Origin of the sequence: Rathayibacter sp. VKM Ac-2928 (assembly GCF_022815545.1) — a bacterium.
Lineage (GTDB): Bacteria > Actinomycetota > Actinomycetes > Actinomycetales > Microbacteriaceae > Rathayibacter > Rathayibacter festucae.
This window is the reverse complement of record NZ_JALGRU010000002.1, coordinates 1-20,696: the sequence shown is the minus strand read 5'-3', so window position 1 is coordinate 20,696 and position 20,696 is coordinate 1. Positions and strand designations below refer to the sequence as shown.

The window sequence follows — 20,696 nt, the reverse complement described above, 5'->3', positions numbered from 1 at the left end:
GATGAACATCCGGGGTCGACTTCGTTCTCCGGCCATCGAGATGCCACTTGTGCACGCTTTTCACGGCGTGTCGCGTGCACAAGTGGCATCTCGCTGCGGGGGTCAGACCCGCGCGGGCGTCAGGGCGGTGGCCACCAGGGCGGCGCAGAGGAGGGCGATCGCCGTCAGAACCGCGGCGACGCCGAGGGGCGCGGCCAGGAGGGGGGTCGCCAGCACCGCGAGGGCGGCGGGCAGGACGAGGGCGGCGCGGAGCGGGCGGCCCTCGGCGAGGGGCAGGTGCACGGCCCACAGCATCACCAGGAAGGCGGCGACCGGCACGGCGACCGCGGCGCCGATCACGGTGTCGCTCGCCTCCAGGTGCCCGGCCGTCGCCGCGACCGCCGACTCGAGGCCGGCGCCCAGACCGCCGAGCGCCGCGAAGATCACGAAGTGCGCGTACCCCCAGCGGAAGGAGAGGTCGCGCCGCCGCTCGAGCAGCTCGCCCGACGGATGCAGGAACGACAGCCACCACAGCGCGAAGACGATGACCAGCGCGCAGGCCGCGACGACCACGAGCGAGAGGCTCACCCCCGACTCCGTCACCGCCTGCTGCACCCCGGTCACGGCTGCGAGCACGCCCTCGCCGAGCAGGATGATCGTGAACAGCCCGTAGCGCTCGGCGATGTGGTGCGGATGCCAGCTCGACTCGCCCGCCCGCAGCGCCCACAGCGGCACCGCCAGCTCGAGCGCCGCCAGCACGACGAAGCTCACCACTCCGTACTGCTCGGGCAGCAGGAGCCGCAGCAGCCAGCCGACCTGCACGAGCGAGAACCCGCCCGCGCTGCGCAGCGCCGAGACCCGCTGGCTCGGCGTCGACACCGCGACCCGCAGCCACTGGCTGACCAGCGCGAACCGCATGATCGCGTAGCCGACGGTGATCGCCGTGAAGTCGCCCTCCTCGAACGCCGTCGGCACCCCCGCCGCGAGCACGAGCACCCCGCCCATCTGCGCGAGCGTGAGCAGCCGGTAGGGCACGTCGTCGGTGTCGTAGCCGGAGGCGAACCAGGTGAAGTTCATCCAGGCCCACCAGATCGCGAAGAACACCATCGCGAAGGGGAGCACCGTCTCGCCGAGGTGCCCCTCCTCCGTCGCGTGTGCGAGCTGCGCGGCGATCTGCGCGATCGCGACGACGAAGGTCAGGTCCACGAGCAGCTCGAGCGGCGACGACACCCGGTGCGGCTCGTCGACGGCGCGCGGGCGCATCCGGACGCGGAGGAGGGTCATGCGCTCATCCTCCACCCGCGTGCCCCGCCGCCGCGCTGCCGTACTCTGCTGCCATGCATCGAGGGGCGGCCGTGCGGTGGGGGCGCGGCTACTTCGCCGTGCAGGCGCTCGGCGGGGCGGCCTGGTGGCTGGCGGTCGCGCTCGTCCCGGCGGTGCGGCTGGCGACGCTCGGGCCGCTGGATCCGGTGCCGGTCGCCGTGCTCGATCTGCCGCTCTTCGTCGGCGCCTCCGCCCTCGCGGCGCTCGGACTCCGCTGGGCGGCGTGGACCGCGACCGTCTGGACCCTGCTCGTCACCGTCGCGCTCGCCGTCGTCGCGACGGTCACCGGCGAGGCCGGCCGGGGCGTCCTCCTGATGATCGCCGCGTCCGGCGGCTCGGTCGCGGCGCTCTGCCTGCTGACGCTCGGGCGCATCCCGACGCGCTGGCTCGCCTCCGGGCCGTTCGCGTTCCGGCTCGCCGCCCGCGGCCGGACGCCGCTCGCGCACCTCGCGGCGACGCTCGGGCAGATCGCGGTGTTCTGGGGCGGCGCGCTCGTCGTGATCCCGCTGGTCGTCGCGGCGCTGGAGTCGCGCTGGGGGCTCGCCGTCGCGCTCCCGGAGCCGCTGCGCGCGGTCGGCCTCGCGCTGCTCGTGCTCGCGAGCGCGCTCGGGCTGTGGTCGGGGGCGACGATGTCGCTGCTCGGCGACGGCACCCCGCTGCCCGTCGCGATGACGAACCGCCTCGTGATCGCCGGCCCCTACCGCTGGGTGCGCAACCCGATGGCGGTCGCGGGGATCGGCCAGGGCGTCGCGGTCGGGCTGCTGCTGTCCTCCTGGCTGGTCGTGGTCTACGCGCTGCTGGGCGCGCTGGTCTGGAATCTCGCGGTGCGCCCGCTCGAGGAGGCGGACCTCGAGGCGCGGTTCGGCGCCGAGTTCCGGCGCTACCGCGACGCCGTGCGGTGCTGGCTGCCGGGGCGTCCGGCGCCCGGCGCGCGGTGAGTGCCGCCCGCCTACGATGGTCCGGATGACGATCGACAGGGCGACCGCCACCTCCGAGCGCGGAACGACTCCGCCCGGAAGCGACCGCTCCGTCCTCGCCCGCCGCGCTGTCCTCCTCCGCCGGGTAGGCCTCGGCCTCGCGCTGGTCGCGGCCGCCGCGCTCCTCCGCGTCCTCTCGCCCGACGCCGCCGGCGACGTCCTCTCCGACGCCGTCCGCGACTTCCTCACCCTGGCGATCAGCGTCGTCATCGAGTCGCTGCCGTTCGTCTTCCTCGGCATCGTGCTCTCGATCGCCGTGCAGCTCTGGGTGCCCGAGGCGGTGCTGCTGAAGATCCTGCCCAAGCGCGCCCTGCCGCGCCGCCTGGTGATCTCGCTGCTCGGCGTGCTGCTGCCGGTCTGCGAGTGCGGCAACGTGCCGCTCGCGCGCGGACTGATCGTGAAGGGCCTGTCCGTCTCCGAGTCGATGACGTTCCTGCTCGCGGCGCCGATCGTCAATCCGATCACCATCGTCACGACCTACCAGGCCTTCGGCTGGGCCGACGGGATCCTGGTCTGGCGCATCGTCGGCGGCTTCGTGATCGCGAACCTGGTCGGCTGGATCTTCAGCCGGCACACCGACCCGATGGCGCTGCTGACCCCGCGGTTCCGCGCGGCCTGCGAGGCGGGCGAGCGGCCCTCCCGCACCGTCCGCGCCAAGGCCCGCCGCAGCGTGCTGCTCTTCGCCGAGGAGACCGGCGCGATGCTGCCCGCCCTCTTCGTCGGCGCGGCGATCGCCGGCCTGATCCAGGTCGGCGTCTCGCGCGACGTGCTGACCACCCTCGGCGGCGACCCGCTCTGGTCGGTGCTCGCGCTGATGGTCCTCGCCTTCGTGATCTCGATCTGCTCCAACGTCGACGCGTTCTTCGTCCTCTCCTTCGGCTCGACGTTCCTGCCCGGCGGCATCATCGCCTTCCTCGTCTTCGGCCCGATGATCGACATCAAGATGCTCGCGCTGCTGCGCACCACCTTCTCCGCGCGCACGCTCGTGCGGATCACCGCGCTGGTCGGCCTCTGCGCCGCGGTCCTCGGCCTGGCGGTGAACCATGCGCTCTGAGCGCCTGCTCGCCCGCTGGAAGGGCGTCGTCCTCAGCCTGATCGGCGTCGTCTCGACGCTCTGGCTCGCGGCGACCGGCCGCCTCGGCCTCTACATCCACCCGCGCTACTTCGAGTTCTCGGTGATCCTCGCCGCCGTCGCGGCGGTGCTGCTGATCTGCGCGTTCGCGATCGTGCCGGGCGCGGAGGAGGACGACGGGCACGCGGAGGACCACCTCCACGAGCACGCCCCGCGCCGGCGCTGGCGGGCCGGGCTCGCCGCGCTCGGGAGCCTCGCGGTGATCGCCTGCGCCGCCGTCGCGCTGCTCGTCGTGCCGCCCGCCGCGCTGACCGCCTCGACCGCGACCCAGCGCGAGGTCAACACCAGTGCGGTCGACGCGTCGGTCACCGCGCAGGCGCCCACCGGCGACACCGCGTCCTTCACCGTCCGCGACTGGGCGACGCTCCTGCGCCAGGGGGCGAGCGAGCAGTTCCTGGCCGGGCGCACCGCGACGGTCAGCGGCTTCGTCACCCCCGACGCGAGCGACCCGGAGAACGTCTTCTACGTCGCCCGCTTCATCGTCACCTGCTGCGCCGTCGACGCCCAGCCCGTCGGCGTGCCGATCCACCAGCCCGGCTGGGCCGACACCTGGACCGAGGGCGAGTGGCTGGAGGTGACCGGCGGCTTCGGCGTGAATCCGAGCGTCACCAGCGCCGAGGCGGTCGTCCTCGAGCCCGACGTCGTGACGCCGATCGACGAGCCCGCGATGCCGTATGTCTACTGAGCGCGCGTTCTCCCGCGTCTTCTGGAGCGTCACCGCCGTCCTCGTCCTCGCCGTCGGCGGCCTCACCGCCGCCACGATCGCCAAGGGCCCGCGCGTCGCCTCGCTCGAGGTCAGCACCTCCGGCGTCGTCGAGCGCGACGGCGGCCGCGCCCGCGTGCACCTCGACCAGGCGATCGAGCCCGACGCCCTCGACCGGGTGCGCGTCACTCCGGAGACCCCGCACACCGCCGAGCTCGAGGGCGGCGTGCTCACCGTCACCTTCGACGACACCCTCCGCTACGCCACCGAGTACGAGATCGCGATCGACGACGCGCAGGGCACCGCGACCGGCGCCGAGTCCGACCTCTCCGCCGCCTTCACCACCAAGGACCCCGACCTCTACACCCTCGACCGCACCGCCGAGGACCCCGCCCAGCCCGACGCGATCCGCGTGCGCCCGCTCTCCGGCGGCGACACCCGCGTCCTCTACACCGCCGACCGGATCCAGGACTACGCCGTCGTCGGCCCGGTGCTCGTCGTCGTGACCCTCGAGCCCGACGACAACACCCTGATCCGCACGCTCACCCTCGACACCGGCTCGGAGGGCGTCATCCCGCTGCCCGGCCCCGGCGTCGTCCGCGAGCTGCACGCCTCACCCGAGAAGGGCGTGCTCGGCTGGACCTTCACCGGCTCCGCGCCCACCGGCCCGCTCGACCGCGCGCTCTACGCCTACGACCTCACCGACCAGAAGGCGGAGGCCGTGCCGATCACCGGCATCGACGGCGGCCCGCTGCGCGCGACCGACTGGATGTTCGTGCCCGGCACCACCTCCGTCGTCACCCACTCGCTCGACGACACCGTGCTGCTCGTCGACCTGCTCACCCCCGGGACCATCAGCCCGCTCGGCCAGCACGCCGAGCTGCGCGGCTTCGTCCCCGGAGCGAACCGGCTGGTCGTCGCCGACCCCGACTCCGGCTCCGTGATCGACCTCGCCGACGGATCCGTCGAGACGCTCGCCCTGCCGCCCGCCGACGTCGGCCCGACCACCTCGCCGGTGCAGCTGCTGCTCCTGGACTCCGACAGCTACCTCGAGCTCGAGGCCGACTACTCGCCCGAGACCGGCACCGCTCAGTACTCCGTCGTCCGCGTCGACGCGAGCGGCACGACCGAGGTCTTCCGCACCTCGCCGACCGGCCGGATCCGCGGCGTCTGCCTCTCGCCCAACGGCCAGTTCGCCGCCGTCGAGGCCGTCTCCGCCGAGGGCGTCCCCGACGACTACCCCGACGTCCCCGGCTTCAGCGCCACCTCCACCGTCCTCGTCGACCTCGGCACCGGCGACACGTCCCGCAGCGTCAACGGCGTCTCCCGCGACTGGTGCGCCTAGCCCCCGCAGGGCTGCACTTCATGCTGGTCGAGTAGCCCCGAAGGGGCGTATCGAGACCCACCGTCACCCGCAGGGCGGACCTGCAGACTCACGTCCCGACGCCGGCGGATCTCGATACGCCCGCTGCGCGGGCGACTCGATCAGCACGAGCGTCCCCATCTCGACGAAGTGCGTGCGCGGTTCGACATGCCCCAGGTGACCTGCGCCCCGCAGCCACACGCCGCCGGTGCCTCGATGAGCGTGGTAGTGCGCTAACAATCTCGCCAACGAACATCAGCTCGCCTATTGCTTCGCTCCGATAGTGCGCTAACATCGCTTCATCCCACCCCACAACAAAGGAGTTGACGTGACTGAGCCGTACACCGTCGTTGCCCTCTCGCCCCTGCAGATCCCGATCGTCGAGCCGGAGGACGCGGTCCGCAACACCAAGCGGATCATCGGATTCATGCGCACTGCCGTCGGCATCGCCTCGACCGAGGGCTACCCTGTGAAGCTCGTCGTGATCCCCGAGATGGCGATCCAGGGCATGCACATGGCCTTCAAGGCGGGCGACCGCGAGGCCGAGAAGAAGTTCGCCCGGACCATCCCGGGCCCCGAGACCGACGAGCTGGCGAAGGCCGCCCGCGAGCTCGGCACCTACATCGCCGGCGAGCTCTACCTCGTCGCCGACGACGACTTCCCCGGCCGCTACTTCAATGTCGCGTTCATGATCGACCCGGCCGGCGAGGTCGTCTACCGTCGCGCGAAGGCGACCAGCGACGGCTTCGAGGGCGGCACCCTCGGCACCACCAACCCGCACGACCTCTGGGACGAGTGGGTGGAGAAGAAGGGCGGCGGCGACGCGCTCGAGGCGATCTACCCCGTCGCGAAGACGCCGGACATCGGCAACATCGGCTACGTCATCTGCCACGAGGGGGCCTACCCCGAGATCGCCCGCGGTCTGGCGATGAACGGCGCCGAGGTCATCATCCGCGCCACCCTGATCGAGCCGCAGACGATGAACGGGATGTGGGAGGTCCAGAACCGCGCTCACGCGATGTTCAACAACGCGATCGTGGTCGCCCCGAACCTCGGCCCCGAGCTCGGCCCGGACGGCGTGCTCAACGACCTCTTCGGCGGCCAGTCGATGATCGTCGACCACAAGGGCACGGTCATCGTGAAGCAGGAGGGGCTCACCCCCGGCGACAGCTTCGTCAGCACGGTCATCGACATCGACGCCCTGCGCCGCGCCCGCCAGTCCAACGGCGTCTTCAACGGCTTCAAGGATCTGCGCACCGAGCAGTACGCGGCGATCTACGCGAAGCCGATCTACCCGAAGAACCAGTACCTCGAGGCGCCGCCGGAGGCCGGCTGGCTCGCCCGCGAGCGCGCGACGCGTCAGCGCAACATCGATCTGCTGATCGAGCGCGGTGTCTTCACCGCGATCGACACCCCCGCGGCGAGCGAGCTGCAGGCCGACGAGGAGACGCTCCAGCTGCAGGACTCGGCGCTCTAGGCGCCGGCCGCAGGCCCTCTGCCCCTGCCCCTGCCGGGCCGGGCCGCCCTCCCCGCGGCCCGGCCCCCTCCTCCCACGACCTCCCCCGCACGCCCTCCCTCCTCCCACGACCCCCCCCGCACGACCCCGATCACCCTCACGAAGAAGTGGAACGCATGATCATGTCCGAGAACACCCGCATCCGGCGCCGCCTGCTCGTCGGCACCACCCTCCTCGTCACGGCGGCCTTCGCCCTCAGCGGCTGCCGGGCCGGCACCGACGAGTCGTCGGCGGACAAGGCGACCGGCCAGGGCCTCGTCATCGGCTGGAGCCAGCGCGGCATCAGCGGCAGCGACTGGTGGAAGACCCTCGTCGAGGGCGGCCAGGCCGAGGCCGAGAAGCTCGGCGCGACCATCCAGCTCCTCGACGCGAACGGCGACACCGTCCGGCAGAACTCCGACGTCCAGACCCTCGAGACCAAGAACGTCGACGTCGTCGTCATGAACCCGAACGACCCGATCGGCGTCGGGCCGTCCGTCGCCTCGCTGGCGGACGCCGGCATCCCGCTGGTCACCGTCAACTCGAGCCTCGACGCGTCCCTCGTGCCCGACATGTTCTGCTACGTCGCGGAGGACCAGGAGTACACCGGCTCGCTCGCCGGGACCGAGGCCGCGAACCAGGCGCTCGCGCGCTTCGACGGCGGCGCGGTGAAGATCCTCGGCATCGGCGGCTTCCCCGGCGACGTGCTCAGCGACCTCCGCTTCAACGGCTTCAAGGAGGGCTTCGACGCCGTCATGGCGGAGCACCCCGACACGGAGGTGACCTACCTCGACACGAAGTACGGCGAGTGGAAGCCCGACAAGGCACTCGACCCGATCCGCGACGCGGCGACGGCCAACCCCGACCTCAACGTCGTCTACAGCATGAGCGACGTGATGAACGGCGGCGTCGTCCAGGGGCTGCAGCAGGCCGGGCTCTGGGGTCCGGACGTCCTGCTCGCGAGCTACGACGGCGGGATGGTGTCGGTCCAGCAGATGGTCGACGACCCCACCGGGCCGCTGATCGCGACCGCGTCGAACCAGCCGTGGGACCAGGGCGCCGAGGCCGTCCGGATGGCGGTGGCCGCCTACAACGGCGACACCGAGGCCTGCCCCGACAAGACGCTCTACATCGACACGACCGTCGTCACGCCGGAGAACGCCGCGGACTACCTCATCCCCGAGGACACCTACGTCCGCGCCAAGGACGACGAGTGAGCACCGCCGAAGCCGTCGACGAGCGACCGGTCGAGCTGGTCCTGGAGGGCGTCACCAAGTCCTACCCCGGCGTCCAGGCGCTGAAGGGCGTCAGCTTCGCGGTCCGCCGCGGCAGCATCCACGCCCTGGCCGGCCAGAACGGCGCGGGCAAGTCGACCCTCGTCAAGATGCTCTCCGGTGCGGAGGCCCCGGACGCGGGCACGATCACCCTCGGCGGGGTCGTGCAGCGCTTTCGCGACCCGGCCGAGGCGCAGGCCGCCGGCATCCACACCATCTACCAGGAGCTCAGCCTCGTGCCGTCGCTGACCGTGGCCGAGAACATCTTCCTCGGCCAGCTGCCGCTGAAGGCCGGTCGCGTCGACTGGGCGCGGATGAACGCCGAGGCGCGCACCGCCCTCGCCCGGGTCGGCTTCGACCTAGACGTCCGGCTGCCGGTCTCCCGCTTCTCGGTCGCCGAGCAGCAGGCGGTGGAGCTCGCCAAGGCCCTGCGCAAGAACGCGCGGGTCCTGCTGCTCGACGAGCCGACCTCGACCCTGCCGCGCCCGGACGTGCTCAAGCTCTTCACCGTGCTGCGCCGGCTGGCGGAGGAGGGCGTCGCGCTGATCTTCATCTCGCACCGGATGGACGAGGTCTACTCGCTCTGCGACTCCGTCACCGTTCTGCGCGACGGGGTCGCCGCGGCGAGCATGACCACGGCGGGCAGCACGCCGGCCGACGTCGTCACCGCGATGATCGGCAAGAGCCTCGAGGGCTCGATCGCCGACGCCGCGCTGCGCGGCGAGCGCAGTCCGCGGCTGGGCTCCGGCGGTGGCGAGGAGGTCCTCCTCTCCGTCTCCGGGCTGAGCGAGGAGGGCCGCGTCGAGGACGTCTCGTTCGAGCTGCGCCGCGGCGAGGTCCTCGGGATCGCCGGTCTGATCGGCAGTGGGCAGTCCGAGCTGGCGGGGCTGCTCGCCGGCGCCCGGCGCTCGACCTCGGGTCGGATGCGCGTGGCCGGCGAGAAGGTGGCCTTCTCCTCGCCGCGGGACGCGATCCGCCGCGGGATCGGCCTGCTGCCGCAGGACCGGAAGGCCCAGGGCTTCGTGCCCGAGCTCGGCGTCGCCGCGAACATCACCCTCGCGAGCATGCCGATGTTCAGCCGCTTCTCGGTGCTCGACATCCGGCGCGAGCGCCGGGTCGCGCTCGAGATGATCGAGCGGCTCGGGATGAAGGTCTCCGGCGTCGACCAGCCGATGAGGACCCTGAGCGGCGGCACGCAGCAGAAGGGCATCCTCGCCCGCTGGCTGGTCCGCTCCTCCACTCTGCTGGTCTGCGACGAGCCGACCCGCGGTGTCGACGTGGGTGCCAAGGAGGACATGTACGAGCTCCTGCGCGCCTTCGCCGACTCCGGCGGCACCGTGATCCTCGCGAGCTCGGAGATCTCCGAGGCGATGATGTGCGACCGCGTCCTCGTCATGGCCGGCGGCCGCGTCGTCGCGGAGTTCGACCACGACGACATCGATCCGAGCGGCACCACGCTCCTCGAGCGCCTCGCCTGACGGGCGATCCGCGACTCTCCCTCCCGCCGGCGCCGCCGGCCCCCACGACCTCAAGGACGAGAACACCATGCCGAAGAACACCCTCGACCGGCCGCCCGCCTCGCGGCGACCGGACACCTCCTCCTTCGCGGCGGTGACGCAGCGGCCGACGTCCGCGGCGGGCGCCCTCGCCCGCCGCGTCCTGCCCAAGAGCTACCTCGTGCTCGTGCTGATCGCGATCATCATCGCGGGCTACTACGTCTCCGCCGACTTCCTCACCCTGCGCAACGCCGAGAACGTCATCGCGGCGGCCTCGATCGTCGCCGTCCTCGCGGTCGGGCAGTTCTTCGTGGTCCTCACGGGCGGCATCGACCTGTCCGTCGGCTCCACGCTGGCTCTCTCGACCGTCGTCGTCGCGCTGACCCTGCAGTCCGGGCTGTCGGCCGAGGCCTCGGCCGCGGTGACCCTGCTGTGCTGCGCCGGAGCGGGTCTGATCAACGGCCTGCTGATCGTCTGGCTGCGCATCCCGCCGTTCATCGCGACCCTCGCGACGATGAGCGCGATCAAGGGCTTCAGCTACATCATCCAGTCGACGAGCCTGATCCAGATCCTGGACGAGCGCTTCATCGACGAGTTCTCCCGCGCCGAGGTGCTCGGGGTCCGCAGCCCCGTGCTGATCTTCGTGGTCGTCGCGATCCTCGCCGGACTCGTCGCCCGCTTCACCACGTTCGGCCGCTCGCTCTACGCGATCGGCGGCAACCCGGAGGCGGCGAGACTGTCGGGCCTGCCCGTCGCCCGCAACCTGATCATCACCTACACGCTGTCGGGACTCCTGGCCGGGCTCGCCGGACTCATCGCCGCCGCGCAGCTCCGGCAGGGCTCCTCGCTGATCGGAGTCGGCTACGAGCTGGACGCCATCGCGGCGGTGGTCGTGGGCGGCGCCTCCCTGATGGGCGGCAAGGGCGATCCGATCAGTGCCGTGATCGGGGTGTTCGTCCTCGCGACGATCATCAACATCATGAATCTGGTCGGGATCTCGTCCGAGCCCCAGCTGGTGATCAAGGGCGGGGTGATCATCCTCGCGGTCTTCCTCTCCAGCGCCGGCGGAGTCGCCAGGATCGGCGCGTTCGTCGGGAAGCACGCCCCCCGCCGCCGCGCCGCCCGGACGGCCTGACCCGCGTGGCCAGGGGCGCGGCGGGGCCGGGGGGCGCCCGCGGGGCGCGGATGGTCGACGTCGCGCGTCTGGCCGGGGTCTCGCAGCAGACGGTGTCCCGCGTCGTCAACGGCTCGGACAACGTGGCCGCCGATGTCCGCGAGCGGGTGGAGCGGGCGATCGCCCAGCTGCGCTACCGCCCGAATCCGGCCGCGCGGGCCCTCGCCAACCGGCGGTCGATGAACATCGGCATCGTCAGCTTCGGCCTGGCGCAGTACGGTCCGTCCGTCGCCCTCACCGGCATCGCGGACGAGGCCCGCCGCTCCGGCTACGCCACCAACCTGGTCACGCTCGGAGCGGTCGACCGCTCGAGCATGCGCTCCGCACTCGATCACCTCGTCGCCGATCTCGTCGACGGGATCGTGGTCCTCGCGCCGCTGACCTCGGCGGTGCACGCCGTCCAGGGCTTCGACGCGGCGGTGCCGCTGGTCGCCTTCGAGCCGGGCGGCGTCCCCTCCGGCTCGACCGTCGTGACGGACGAGGAGGCGGGGGCGCGGCTGGCGACCGAGCACCTGCTGGGGCTCGGCCACCGCACGGTGCACCACCTCGCCGGACCCGCCGGCTGGCTGGCCACCGAGGCGCGGATCCGCGGCTGGACCACGGCGCTCGGCACGGCCGGCCGGGTGCTGCGCCCCGCTCTCGCCGGCGACTGGTCCACCTGCTCCGGCTACCGCGCCGGCGCCGAGCTGGCGGCCGACCCCGACCTCACGGCGGTCTACGCCGCGAACGACCAGATGGCGCTCGGCCTGCTCGCCGCGTTCGCCGACGCGGGCCTCCGGGTCCCCGCCGACGTCAGCGTCGTCGGCTTCGACGACATCCCCGAGGCGCGCTACTTCCGCCCCGGCCTCAGCACCGTCCGCTTCGACTTCGAGGCGGTCGGCCGCCTCGCCGTCGACCGCATCCTCGCCCTGATGGGCGCCGACGACGTCCAGCACGTCACCATCCCCGCCGTGGGCGCCGACCTCGTGCCGCGCGCCAGCACCGCGGCGCCCCGCTCCACCCACCGACCACCCGCCTGACCAGGCCTCTCGAGAGAAGGAACCACCATGACCATCGACAGCACCGGAGCCGCCGTGCGCGCGTTCGGCCGCACCGACCTCGCCGTCTCGAGCGTCTGCGTCGGCACCAGCGCGCTCGGCAGCTTCCCCGCCCAGTACGGCTACGAGGTGAGCACCGATGTCGCCGTCGCGACGATCCGCCGCGTCTTCGAGGGGCCCTTCACCTTCATCGACACCTCGAACGAGTACGGCGGCGGCGACAGCGAGCGCCGCATCGGCTCCGCGATCCGCGAGAACGGCGGAGTCCCCGACGGCGTCGTCGTCGCGACGAAGGTCGACCCGCTGCCGGGCTCGAGCGACTTCTCGGGCGACCGCGTGCGCCGCTCCGTGGAGGAGAGCCGGGAGCGCCTCGGCCTCGACGTCCTGCCGCTCGTCTACCTGCACGACCCCGAGAAGATCACCTTCGAGGAGGGGACCGCTCCCGGCGGCCCGCTCGAGGCGCTGCTCCGGCTGCGCGACGAGGGCGTCATCCGCTACCTCGGCGTCGCCGGCGGACCGATCGATCTCGAGCTGCAGTACCTCGCCACCGGCGCCTTCGACGCCGTGATCAGCCACAACCGCTACACCCTCGTCGAGCAGACCGCGGTGCCGCTGATCGAGGACGCGCACGAGCGCGGCGTCGCGTTCGTCAACGCCGCGCCCTTCGGCGGCGGCATGCTCGTGAAGGGCCCGCGCGCCGTCCCGCGCTACTGCTACGCGCCCGTCGGCGACCGCACCCTCGCGCGCGTGCTCGAGATGGAGCGGCTCTGCGCCGACTTCGGCGTGCCGCTCGCGGCCGCCGCGCTGCAGTTCTCCACCCGCGACCCGCGCGTCGCCTCGACCATCGTCGGCATGTCCGAGCCCGACCGGATCCAGCAGACCCTCGACCTCGCCGAGACCCCGATCCCGCAGGAGCTCTGGGACGCCCTGCTCCCGCTCGCCGCGGTCGGCCGCGACGGCCTCGAGAAGTGATCCCGCGGTCCCCGGCCCGCGCGGTCCTCGACACGAAAGGAACACCCGCATGACCAGCATCAAGAACCCCGAGCCCGTGGACGTCGTCATCGTCGGCGCCGGAGCGGGCGGCGCGACCGCCGCGAAGGTCCTCACCGAGGCCGGGCTGCGCGTCGTCGGCCTCGAGCGCGGCCCCTGGCTGAAGCCCGAGCACGCCTCCGGAGACGAGTTGAAGTACCTCAACCGCAACTTCATCTGGCAGGACCCGAAGCTCAAGCCCCGCACGTACCGCCAGAACGAGAGCGAGGAGGCGGTCGTCACCAACTTCTCCGCCACCCCGCAGGTCGTCGGCGGCGGCACCACGCACTGGGGCGGCATGGTCCCGCGCATGACCGAGTCCGACTTCAAGCTCCGCTCGCTGCACGGCGACGTCGAGGGCGCGAGCCTGGTCGACTGGCCGATCAGCTACGACGAGCTCGAGCCGTACTACACCCGGGTGGAGTGGGAGTTCGGCACCTCCGGCCTCGCCGGCGCGAACCGCTGGGAGGGCCGCCGCTCGAAGGGCTACCCCACCAAGCCCTCGCCGCTCAGCCAGATCGGCCGCACCTTCGCCACGGCGATGGACCGGCTCGGCCACTCGACCTTCCCGATGCCGCAGGGCATGGTCACCGAGCCCTACCGCGGCCGGCAGCCGTTCAGCGAGAACGGGTTCTGGCAGCAGTACCCGGACCCGGGCACCGGCAAGTCGTCCACGCTGATCAACTTCATCCCGGACGCCGTCGCGACCGGCCTCTACGATCTGCGTCCCGACTGCTACGTCAGCGAGATCCTGGTCGGCCCGGACGGCCGGGCCACCGGCGTGCGCTACCAGGACGAGGACGGCAACGAGTTCGTGCAGAAGGCGAAGGCGGTGATCGTCGCCGGCGGCGGCATCGAGACGCCGCGTCTGCTGCTGATGTCGAAGTCCGCGCTGTTCCCCGACGGGCTCGCGAACGGCAGCGGTCAGGTGGGGAGGAACGCCACCTTCCACCAGTACTCGTTCTCCGTCGGGCTCTTCGACCGCGAGGTGAGCGACCCGCTCTACGGCTGGGCCGGCCACTACATGAGCCTGTGCTCGTTCGACTTCTACGAGACCGACGCCAGCCGCGGCCACATCCTCGGCTCGCTGATCTTCCCCTCGATGATCGGCCACCCGGTCAACTGGAGCTTCCCCGGCCGCCCGAGCTGGGGCCAGGCCGCCAAGGACGCGGACCGGGAGCTGTTCAACCACTCGATGAAGATCGGGATCCTCCTGCACGACCTCCCGCGCGAGAGCAACCGGGTCGACCTCGACCCGACGGTGAAGGACGCCTGGGGCCTCCCGGTCGCCCGGATCACCCACACCCCGCACCCGAACGACTTCGCGCAGGAGAAGTGGCAGGTCGCGAAGAACGGCGAGATCCTCGAGGCGGCCGGTGCCGCGAAGGTCGTGCCCGTGAACATGGAGCGCATCACCGGCAACACCTCGCACGAGCTCGGCACGGTGCGGATGGGGAACGACCCCGCCACCTCCGTCGTCGACCGCTGGTGCCGCTCGCACGAGGTGCCGAACCTCTACGTCTTCGACGCGAGCTTCTTCCCGACGGCGACCGGCATCAACCCGGCGCTGACGATCATGGCGAACGCCTGGCGCTGCAGCGACCGCATCATCGCGGTCGACTCCCGCGGCTGGTCGTCGGACGACTGAGCCCGCGCGCGGCACCGCGCACCACATCATCACGAACCGGCAAGAGAGGACATCATCATGGGACAGGCAGAGTGGGTGACCGTTCCCGTCTCGACGCGAGACGTCGACGGGCCGCTGTTCTTCGACCAGCACGAGTGGGACACCATCGAGGCCGCGACGGCCCGGATCATCCCGACCGACCACCATCCGGGCGCGCGAGAGGCGAAGGTCGTGCGGTTCATCGACCGCATGCTCTCGGGCACGCGGTTCGTCTTCCCCGCGGCGGACGGCATCGGCTGGCTCCGGATGGAGGGGCTCGAGGAGCAGGCCTGGCAGGAGCGGATCGACAGCCGCCGCACCTTCTACCGCGAGGGCGTCGTCGAGCTCGACCGCCTGGCCGCCGAGGCGCACGGGCGGCCGTTCGTCGAGCTGGACGACGAGCAGCAGGACGCGGTGCTCGTCGCGCTCTCGCGGGAGGAGAAGCCGGCGCGCTTCCTCTTCGCGGAGTCCGACGGCCAGGGCAGCGGAGGAGCGCCGGCCGGCAACCAGCCGGTCAACGAGGACTTCCTCGAGTTCTTCCCGCTGCTCGTGCTGAACACCCGGCAGGGCTTCTACGGCGACCCGGTCTACGGCGGGAACGAGAACCGGGTGGGCTGGGGCGTCATCGGCTTCGACGGCCCGCCGACCCTGAAGTCGACGATGGACGGCAGCTACACCACCACGCAGTACATGGTGCCCGAGGCCGAGTGGCCCTACGAGCGCCACCCCGCGGTGCTGCGCTACCGCCGGCCCTAGGACGGGCGGGGCGCGAGACCGGACGGCGGTCCGGCGCAGGTCATAATCGGGTATGCCCTCGACCGGATCGCCGCCCCCTCCCGCCGGCCGGGCCGCGGCGTGAGCCGGGTCTCCTCGCGGGCGCACGGCCCGCGGATGGTCGACGTCGCCGCGCTCGCCGGGGTCTCCCAGCAGACCGTCTCGCGGGTGATCAACGGCGCGCCGAACGTGTCGCCCGAGATCCGCGAGCGGACCGAGAAGGCGATCGCGCAGCTGCGCTACCGTCGCAACACCGCCGCGGCCGCCCTCGCGAGCAACCGGACGATGAACATCGGCGTCGTCAGCTACTCGCTCTCGGTGCACGGCCCGTCCGTCGCGCTCTACGGCATCTCGGAGCAGGCGAGGCGGAACGGCTACTCCACGCGGCTGATCACGCTCGGCGACGTCGGCCGCTCGAGCATCCGCCACGCCCTCGACGAGCTGACCGCCGACGAGGTCGACGGCATCATCGTCCTGGTCCCGCTGGGGAGCGCGGTCGAGACGCTCCGGGGGCTCGACTCCCGCGTCCCCATCGTCACGTTCGAGCAGGGCTCCGCCCCCGGCGCGTCCAGCGTCTCGATCGACGAGGTGCACGGCGCGCAGCTCGCCGTCCGGCACCTGCTCGAGCTCGGGCACGAGACCGTCGCCCACGTCGGCGGACCGGAGGGCTGGATGGCCTCCGAGGCCCGGGAGCGCGGCTGGTCGACCGAGCTCGCGCTCGCCCGTCGCGTGGCGCGCCCCGTGCTCCGGACGACGGACTGGAGCGTCGCCGAGGGCTACCGGGCCGGCGTCGAGCTCGCCGCCGATCCCGACGTCACCGCGGTCTTCGCCGCCAACGATCCCTTCGCGCTCGGCGTGATCAAGGCGTTCGACGACCACGGGATCCGCGTTCCCGCGGACCGCAGCGTGGTCGGCTTCGACGACGTCCCCGAGGCGGGCTACTACCGGCCCAGCCTCTCGACGGTGCACCTCGACTTCGCCGAGGTCGGCCAGCTCGCCGTCGACCGGGTGTTCGCGCTGATGCGCGGCGAGGCGGTCGAGCCGCTGCCCCTGATCGCGCCCACTCTCGTCGCGCGGGGGAGCAGCGCCGCGCCGCGCTGAGCGTCGCTGCTCCGGTTCTCCGGTTCTCCGGCTGGCGGCTCAGACGCCGTGGATCTCGACCGGCAGTCCGTCCGGGTCGCGGAGGAAGAACATCGCCCGCTCGGTGTGCGGGTCCGTGCGCAGGGGCTCGCACACGACCCCGCGTCGGACGAAGTCGGACCGCACCGCCGCCGGGTCCGCCGCGGCGAGGGCGAGGTGCCGCAGCCCCAGCGCCTCCGGATCGGACACCCGCTCGGGCGACGACGGGAAGGTGAACAGCTCGAGCAGGTACTCCCCGTTCAGGCTGAGGTTCGCCATCCAGGATCCGCGCTCCTCGCGCAGCACCTCCGAGTCGAGGCGGAAGCCGAGCACGTCGAGGTAGAACCGCTTGGCGCGCTCGTAGTCGCTGACGATGATCGCGACGTGGTGCAGCCCGAGCAGCGCGCTCATCGGGGATCCGTTCCGGTCACGGTGCCCCAGCGTAGCGACGCGTCCTTCCGCCGCAGGTCCTTCCGCCGCAGGTCCTTCCACCGCAGCGCCGGCCGCTCGACCAGCCACCACGAGGCCACCGCGAGCAGGAGCGTCACCGCCACGACGAGCGCCAGGTCCGCCGTCATCGGCAGCCGCCCCAGCACCTCCAGCACGAGCTGCTGCACCGGATAGCTCCACAGGTACAGCCCGTAGGAGAAGTCGCCGAACCGCGCCGCCCGCCGCAGCACCGGCAGCGATCCGGTGCCCACCACGATCACGAGCACCGGCAGCGCGATCCAGAGCGCGACCTGCTGCAGCGGAGTCCCGGGCGCGAGGAGCAGCACCGCGAGCGCCAGGACGCCGGCCGGCCAGCGCAGCCACGCGGCCGGCGCCAGCAGCCGCACCGCCGCGGCCGCCGCGAAGAACGCGCACAGCTCCGCGGAGGACCCGAGCGCTCCGCCCAGCTCCGTCACCACCGCGAGCCCCACGAGCGCCAGCACCGCGAGCACCCCGCGAGCCCGCCCCCGCCCCGGCACCCACCGCAGCGCCAGCACCCCGAGGTAGCAGCAGAACTCCACCCCGAGCGTCCAGAGCGAGCCGTTCACCGCCGGCCGCGCGTGCACCGCCGAGTCGAAGACGCCCGGCAGCTCGTACTGCGCCAGCAGCGGCACGTTGAGCGCGTAGGCCCAGGTCTGCGGCGAGGAGAAGTACGCCCCGGCCGGCAGCGACGACACCAGCGGCCCGAGCACGAGCATGCTCACCGCGACCACGACGATCAGCGCCGGGAAGATCCGCAGCACCCGGTGCCAGAGGAAGCGCCCCGCGCTCGGCGCGCGCTCCATGCTCCCCGCGATCAGGAACCCGCTGACGCAGAAGAACACCGAGACGCCGAGCGAGTGCACGGGCAGCCCGAGCAGCCGCGGCGCCGGCTCGCCGAGCAGCACGGCACCGTGCCCGACGACGACCATCAGCGCGGCGACCAGCCGCAGGGCGTCGAAGTCGTTGCTGCGCGCAGTCACGCCCTCACCGTAGAGGGCGCGAGCGACACCGCGAGCATCAGTCGAAGCGCATCCCCTCCGGCCGCGGCGGCAGCACGAACAGGATCAGCAGGAACACCGCGCCCGCGACGGGGATGAACAGCGCGAAGATCCACATCCCGCTGCGGTTCACGTCGTGCAGCCGCCGCCAGATCAGCGCGAGCGAGGGCACCAGCGTGCCGAGCGCGATCGCCCCGGCCAGCACGGCGACCCACGGCGCCGCGAAGTCCAGCTCGCCCGAGCGGAACGGCGTGAACGACAGCTGCAGCCCCGGCTCCGAGCCGTCGATCAGCTGCAGCGCGAGGTTCAGCAGGGTCCCGGCGAGGATGATCCACCAGTACTCCGCGCGGCTCGCCCTGCCGCGGAAGCGCGCGTACTGCGAGAAGAAGCGCCGGATCGCGGCGAGCGGAGGAGCACCGTAGTACGGCTGCCCGGGAACGGGGATCGTGCTCTGACTCATGCGCTTCACGCTATCCCGCACTCGTCGGGCAGGTCGTCGTCCGCGGGGAGGAGACGCCTCGCCCTAGCGGACTCCCGCGGCCTGCTCGCGCCGCACCGCCGCCGACGAGCGCGCCTCCACGATCAGGCTCACCACGAGCCCGACCGCGATCATCACGATCGCCACCCACGGCAGCAGGTCGAGTCCGCTCAGGTCGATGGTCAGCCCGCCGACGATCGCGCCGCCGCCGATGCCGATGTTGAACGCGGTCGTCTGCAGCGCCGCGGCGAGGCTGCGCAGCTGGAACGAGGAGGTGCGCAGCATCCGCGTCTGCAGCATCGCCGGGATGCCGCCGAACGCGATGTTCCAGACGATCGCCGCGACGACGATCGCGACCGTGGCCTGCGAGCCGGCGGCCAGGCCGAGCGCGACCAGCGCGAGCACCACGGCGATCGCCGCGACCACGAAGCCGGAGCGCGGGAAGCGGTCGGTCGCGAAGCCGGCGAGCACGAGGCCCACCGCGCCCGCGCCGCCGAACGCGAAGAGGAGGAGCGGGACGCTGTCGGGGGAGAACGACGCGTTCTCGAGCCACGGCGTGACGTAGGTCGAGAGCGTGTTCTGGCCGATCAGCACCAGCAGGATGACCACGCAGACGCCGATGATGCGCGGCAGGCTGCGGTCCTTGCGGGCGGGCAGCCGGATCTCGCCGGTGCGCAGCGGGATGCTGTGATCGACCGCCGGCAGGAACTTCACGACGAGCAGCGCCAGCAGCAGCACGATCGCGCCGAGGATCGCGAAGGTCGGACGCCAGCCGAACGCGTGGCCGAGCGCGGTGCCCACCGGCACGCCGAGGACGAAGGCCGCCGAGCCGCCGCCGGCCGTGATCGCGGTCGCCCGGCCGAGGTGCTCCGGAGCGACGAGGTGCGCCGAGTAGGCGGCGACGATCGCCCAGAACAGCCCGTGCGCGAGTCCGCCGAGGATGCGCGCGCCGACCAGCAGCGCGAACGTCGGCGCGAGCGCGGCCAGCACGTTCGCGACCGCGATCGTGCACAGCGCGACGAGGAGCAGGCTCTTCCGCGAGAACCGCTGCGTCACCAGCGTCAGCGGCGTCGTCGCGATCACGACGGTCGCCGCGAAGATCGTCACCAGCTGACCGGTCAGCGGGATGCTCACGCCGAGGTCCCGTGACATGTCCGGGATGAGGCCGGTCGGCAGGAACTCGCTGGTCACCGACACGAAGACGGCGCCGGCGAGCGTGAGCAGGCCGATCCAGGGGAAGGCGGCGGGGGAGGTCGTGCGGGTGCTGGAGCTGGTGCGCGGAGGGGTGTTCACGGTGTCCTGAGGGAGGAGGGGCGGGCGGCGACCATCAAGCCTCGCACGCCCGCGCCCCCCTCAGGTGTCCGGGGGGTTACTTCGCGACGGTGCTCACTTGACGACGGTCTTGGCCGCGCTCGTCCTGCTCAGCGTCGTGTAGCCCGCCTTCGTGCCGGTGACCGTCACCGTGACCGCCTTGCCCGCGTCCGCCGACACCGCCTTGTAGGTCGCCGACGTCGCGCCCGAGATCGCCGTGCCGCCGCGCTTCCACTGGTAGCTCAGCGTGACGGGCGCGGGCGACCAGGTCCCGGGCACCGCGGTGAGGGTCTGGCCGACCTTCGCGGTCCCGGTGATCGTCGGGGTCGCGCCGGTGAGGACGCCGCCGGTGACGAGCGCGGTGGTGGCGCTGGTCTTGGTGGCGGGGGAGTAGCCGGTCTTCGTGGAGGTGACGCTCACGGTGATCGTGGCGCCGGCGTCCGAGGCCTTGAGCACGTAGGTCTTCGACGTGGCGCCGGAGATGTAGACGCCGTTGTTCTTCTTCCACTGGTAGGTCAGCGTGGTGCCCGCGTCCCAGGTGCCGGGGCTGGCGGTGAGGGTCGAGCCGACCTTCGTCGTCCCGGTGATCGTCGGCGTCGGCATGAGCGTCTGCAGCGCCGCCTTCACGGTGACCGCGGTGCTGGTCTTGGTGACCGCGGTGTAGCCGGACTTGGTGCCGGTCACGGCGACGGTGATCGACGCTCCCGCGTCGGCAGCGACGAGCGTGTACGTGCTCGCGGTGGCGCCGCTGATCGCGGTGCCGTTGCGCTGCCACTGGTACGCGAGGGTCACGGGCGAGGGCGTCCAGGTGCCGGGGACGGCGGTCAGCTTCTGCCCGACGGTCGCCGTGCCGGTGATGGTCGGCGTCGCTCCGGTGATGACCGCGCCGTTGGCGAC

18 protein-coding genes and 1 pseudogene are annotated in these 20,696 nt (G+C 72.3%); 13 read left to right on the top strand and 6 right to left on the bottom strand.

What is annotated here, in order from left to right; genetic code table 11:
- Positions 1–102: 102 nt before the first annotated feature.
- Positions 103–1,263 (bottom strand): low temperature requirement protein A, encoded by a 1,161-nt coding sequence (locus MT350_RS07695; RefSeq protein ID WP_243615653.1) that lies wholly within the window; start codon positions 1,261–1,263, stop codon positions 103–105.
- A 53-nt stretch (positions 1,264–1,316) separates the two neighbouring features.
- Between MT350_RS07695 and MT350_RS07690 the strand changes: the two genes are divergently transcribed.
- The 13 genes from MT350_RS07690 to MT350_RS07630 all read left to right on the top strand — a co-directional run bounded on the left by MT350_RS07690 (position 1,317) and on the right by MT350_RS07630 (position 16,523).
- A complete protein-coding gene (locus tag MT350_RS07690; protein ID WP_243615652.1) occupies positions 1,317–2,240 on the top strand; it encodes an isoprenylcysteine carboxylmethyltransferase family protein in 924 nt (307 codons plus the stop codon).
- A gap of 25 nt (positions 2,241–2,265) precedes the next feature.
- Positions 2,266–3,333 carry a permease gene (locus MT350_RS07685; protein WP_243615651.1) on the top strand — a complete coding sequence of 356 codons (1,068 nt, stop codon included), beginning with the start codon at positions 2,266–2,268 and terminating at the stop codon, positions 3,331–3,333.
- Positions 3,323–4,096 carry a TIGR03943 family protein gene (locus tag MT350_RS07680; protein WP_243615650.1) on the top strand — a complete coding sequence of 258 codons (774 nt, stop codon included), beginning with the start codon at positions 3,323–3,325 and terminating at the stop codon, positions 4,094–4,096. The genes MT350_RS07685 and MT350_RS07680 overlap by 11 nt, the downstream gene beginning before the upstream one ends.
- Positions 4,086–5,459 carry a hypothetical protein gene (locus MT350_RS07675; protein WP_243615649.1) on the top strand — a complete coding sequence of 458 codons (1,374 nt, stop codon included), beginning with the start codon at positions 4,086–4,088 and terminating at the stop codon, positions 5,457–5,459. The genes MT350_RS07680 and MT350_RS07675 overlap by 11 nt, the downstream gene beginning before the upstream one ends.
- Before the next feature lie 346 nt (positions 5,460–5,805).
- A complete protein-coding gene (locus MT350_RS07670) occupies positions 5,806–6,954 on the top strand; it encodes a nitrilase-related carbon-nitrogen hydrolase (RefSeq protein WP_123734622.1) in 1,149 nt (382 codons plus the stop codon).
- 155 nt (positions 6,955–7,109) lie between these two features.
- A complete protein-coding gene (locus MT350_RS07665) occupies positions 7,110–8,189 on the top strand; it encodes a substrate-binding domain-containing protein (RefSeq protein WP_243581125.1) in 1,080 nt (359 codons plus the stop codon).
- Positions 8,186–9,724: a sugar ABC transporter ATP-binding protein gene (locus MT350_RS07660; protein WP_243615648.1), complete on the top strand. Its 1,539-nt coding sequence runs from the start codon at positions 8,186–8,188 to the stop codon at positions 9,722–9,724. The genes MT350_RS07665 and MT350_RS07660 overlap by 4 nt, the downstream gene beginning before the upstream one ends.
- Before the next feature lie 67 nt (positions 9,725–9,791).
- Entirely contained in the window at positions 9,792–10,877 is a 1,086-nt protein-coding gene (locus MT350_RS07655; protein ID WP_132435242.1) for an ABC transporter permease, read from the top strand.
- Positions 10,878–10,927: 50 nt separating this feature from the next.
- Positions 10,928–11,935: a LacI family DNA-binding transcriptional regulator gene (locus tag MT350_RS07650; RefSeq protein WP_243615647.1), complete on the top strand. Its 1,008-nt coding sequence runs from the start codon at positions 10,928–10,930 to the stop codon at positions 11,933–11,935.
- A 27-nt stretch (positions 11,936–11,962) separates the two neighbouring features.
- On the top strand, positions 11,963–12,925 hold the full coding sequence (locus MT350_RS07645) for an aldo/keto reductase (protein WP_123734626.1): 963 nt from the start codon (positions 11,963–11,965) through the stop codon (positions 12,923–12,925).
- A gap of 49 nt (positions 12,926–12,974) precedes the next feature.
- Positions 12,975–14,630 (top strand): GMC family oxidoreductase, encoded by a 1,656-nt coding sequence (locus MT350_RS07640; RefSeq protein ID WP_123734627.1) that lies wholly within the window; start codon positions 12,975–12,977, stop codon positions 14,628–14,630.
- Between the two features lie 57 nt (positions 14,631–14,687).
- Entirely contained in the window at positions 14,688–15,404 is a 717-nt protein-coding gene (locus tag MT350_RS07635; RefSeq protein ID WP_132435240.1) for a gluconate 2-dehydrogenase subunit 3 family protein, read from the top strand.
- 99 nt (positions 15,405–15,503) lie between these two features.
- Complete coding sequence (locus MT350_RS07630; RefSeq protein ID WP_308197366.1) at positions 15,504–16,523, top strand: LacI family DNA-binding transcriptional regulator; 1,020 nt, start codon at positions 15,504–15,506, stop codon at positions 16,521–16,523.
- 39 nt (positions 16,524–16,562) lie between these two features.
- On the opposite strand, the gene MT350_RS07625 is transcribed toward MT350_RS07630, so the two are convergent.
- From MT350_RS07625 to MT350_RS07605, 5 genes and pseudogenes are all read right to left on the bottom strand, one after another.
- Positions 16,563–16,952, bottom strand: coding sequence for a VOC family protein (locus MT350_RS07625; protein WP_243599702.1), 390 nt, complete (start codon positions 16,950–16,952; stop codon positions 16,563–16,565).
- The gene (locus MT350_RS07620) at positions 16,949–17,992 is read right to left on the bottom strand and encodes an acyltransferase (RefSeq protein ID WP_243599703.1); all 1,044 of its coding nucleotides are present in this window, start codon (positions 17,990–17,992) and stop codon (positions 16,949–16,951) included. Before MT350_RS07620 ends, MT350_RS07625 begins: the two co-directional genes overlap by 4 nt.
- A gap of 37 nt (positions 17,993–18,029) precedes the next feature.
- Positions 18,030–18,470 carry a DUF805 domain-containing protein gene (locus tag MT350_RS07615; protein WP_243599704.1) on the bottom strand — a complete coding sequence of 147 codons (441 nt, stop codon included), beginning with the start codon at positions 18,468–18,470 and terminating at the stop codon, positions 18,030–18,032.
- A gap of 63 nt (positions 18,471–18,533) precedes the next feature.
- Positions 18,534–19,781 carry an MFS transporter gene (locus tag MT350_RS07610; protein ID WP_243599705.1) on the bottom strand — a complete coding sequence of 416 codons (1,248 nt, stop codon included), beginning with the start codon at positions 19,779–19,781 and terminating at the stop codon, positions 18,534–18,536.
- A gap of 93 nt (positions 19,782–19,874) precedes the next feature.
- Positions 19,875–20,696: pseudogene (locus tag MT350_RS07605) on the bottom strand (carboxypeptidase regulatory-like domain-containing protein); the annotation flags it as partial.